The organism is Pseudomonas sp. NPDC090592 (assembly GCF_044769185.1).
GTDB lineage: Bacteria > Pseudomonadota > Gammaproteobacteria > Pseudomonadales > Pseudomonadaceae > Aquipseudomonas.
Map to the genome: position 1 here is coordinate 1 of NZ_JBIVXJ010000066.1, position 2,761 is coordinate 2,761.

Consider the following 2,761-nt stretch of genomic DNA (forward strand, 5'->3'; position numbering starts at 1 on the left):
AACCCCACACTACCATCGGCGATGCATCGTTTCACTGCTGAGTTCGGGATGGGATCAGGTGGTTCCAATGCTCTATGGTCGTCAAGAAATTCTGTAGCCAGAATGTCCAGATGGACAGCCCAGCGAATCCGGATATGCGATATTTGTGGTTGCGAACTTTCGGTTGTTTCGTCTTCACCACCGCAATCTGCATGAGCAAATTGCTTGGGTGTTATATGGTCAAGCCTCACGGGCAATTAGTATTGGTTAGCTCAACGCCTCACAGCGCTTACACACCCAACCTATCAACGTCGTAGTCTTCGACGGCCCTTTAGGGGATTCAAGATCCCAGTGAGATCTCATCTTGAGGCAAGTTTCCCGCTTAGATGCTTTCAGCGGTTATCTCTTCCGAACATAGCTACCCGGCAATGCCACTGGCGTGACAACCGGAACACCAGAGGTTCGTCCACTCCGGTCCTCTCGTACTAGGAGCAGCCCCTCTCAAATCTCAAACGTCCACGGCAGATAGGGACCGAACTGTCTCACGACGTTCTAAACCCAGCTCGCGTACCACTTTAAATGGCGAACAGCCATACCCTTGGGACCGGCTTCAGCCCCAGGATGTGATGAGCCGACATCGAGGTGCCAAACACCGCCGTCGATATGAACTCTTGGGCGGTATCAGCCTGTTATCCCCGGAGTACCTTTTATCCGTTGAGCGATGGCCCTTCCATACAGAACCACCGGATCACTAAGACCTACTTTCGTACCTGCTCGACGTGTTTGTCTCGCAGTCAAGCGCGCTTTTGCCTTTATACTCTACGACCGATTTCCGACCGGTCTGAGCGCACCTTCGTACTCCTCCGTTACTCTTTGGGAGGAGACCGCCCCAGTCAAACTACCCACCATACACTGTCCTCGATCCGGATAACGGACCTGAGTTAGAACCTCAAAGTTGCCAGGGTGGTATTTCAAGGATGGCTCCATGAGAACTGGCGTCCCCACTTCAAAGCCTCCCACCTATCCTACACAAGCAAATTCAAAGTCCAGTGCAAAGCTATAGTAAAGGTTCACGGGGTCTTTCCGTCTAGCCGCGGATACACTGCATCTTCACAGCGATTTCAATTTCACTGAGTCTCGGGTGGAGACAGCGCCGCCATCGTTACGCCATTCGTGCAGGTCGGAACTTACCCGACAAGGAATTTCGCTACCTTAGGACCGTTATAGTTACGGCCGCCGTTTACCGGGGCTTCGATCAAGAGCTTCGCTTGCGCTAACCCCATCAATTAACCTTCCGGCACCGGGCAGGCGTCACACCCTATACGTCCACTTTCGTGTTTGCAGAGTGCTGTGTTTTTAATAAACAGTCGCAGCGGCCTGGTATCTTCGACCGGCATGAGCTTACGGAGCAAGTCCTTCACCCTCGCCGGCGCACCTTCTCCCGAAGTTACGGTGCCATTTTGCCTAGTTCCTTCACCCGAGTTCTCTCAAGCGCCTTGGTATTCTCTACCTAACCACCTGTGTCGGTTTGGGGTACGGTTCCCAGTTATCTGAAGCTTAGGAGCTTTTCTTGGAAGCATGGTATCAACCACTTCGTCGCCTAAAGGCAACTCGTCATCAGCTCTCGGCCTTGAAATCCCGGATTTGCCTAAGATTCCAGCCTACCACCTTAAACCTGGACAACCAACGCCAGGCTGGCCTAACCTTCTCCGTCCCTCCATCGCAATAACTGGAAGTACAGGAATATTAACCTGTTTTCCATCGACTACGCTTTTCAGCCTCGCCTTAGGGACCGACTAACCCTGCGTCGATTAACGTTGCGCAGGAAACCTTGGTCTTTCGGCGTGCGAGTTTTTCACTCGCATTGTCGTTACTCATGTCAGCATTCGCACTTCTGATACCTCCAGCAAGCTTCTCAACTCACCTTCACAGGCTTACAGAACGCTCCTCTACCGCATCACCAAAAGGTGATACCCGTAGCTTCGGTGCATGGTTTGAGCCCCGTTACATCTTCCGCGCAGGCCGACTCGACTAGTGAGCTATTACGCTTTCTTTAAAGGGTGGCTGCTTCTAAGCCAACCTCCTAGCTGTCTAAGCCTTCCCACATCGTTTCCCACTTAACCATGACTTTGGGACCTTAGCTGACGGTCTGGGTTGTTTCCCTTTTCACGACGGACGTTAGCACCCGCCGTGTGTCTCCCATGCTCGGCACTTGTAGGTATTCGGAGTTTGCATCGGTTTGGTAAGTCGGGATGACCCCCTAGCCGAAACAGTGCTCTACCCCCTACAGTGATACATGAGGCGCTACCTAAATAGCTTTCGAGGAGAACCAGCTATCTCCGAGCTTGATTAGCCTTTCACTCCGATCCACAGGTCATCCGCTAACTTTTCAACGGTAGTCGGTTCGGTCCTCCAGTCAGTGTTACCTAACCTTCAACCTGCCCATGGATAGATCGCCCGGTTTCGGGTCTATACCCAGCGACTAAACGCCCTATTAAGACTCGCTTTCGCTACGCCTCCCCTATTCGGTTAAGCTCGCCACTGAATATAAGTCGCTGACCCATTATACAAAAGGTACGCAGTCACCTAACAAAGTAGGCTCCCACTGCTTGTACGCATACGGTTTCAGGTTCTATTTCACTCCCCTCTCCGGGGTTCTTTTCGCCTTTCCCTCACGGTACTGGTTCACTATCGGTCAGTCAGTAGTATTTAGCCTTGGAGGATGGTCCCCCCATATTCAGACAAAGTTTCTCGTGCTCCGTCCTACTCGATTTCATTGAAA

The 2,761-nt window shown here is 52.0% G+C and carries 1 rRNA gene and 1 other annotated feature (1 of these 2 cut by a window edge); the gene reads right to left on the bottom strand.

The window, feature by feature from the left end:
• Positions 1-86 (bottom strand): 5S ribosomal RNA (gene rrf / locus ACIQUI_RS28405); the annotation flags it as partial.
• A gap of 129 nt (positions 87-215) precedes the next feature.
• Positions 216-2,761, bottom strand: a sequence feature (most likely nonfunctional fraction of RNA operon); it runs 1,687 nt beyond the window's last position.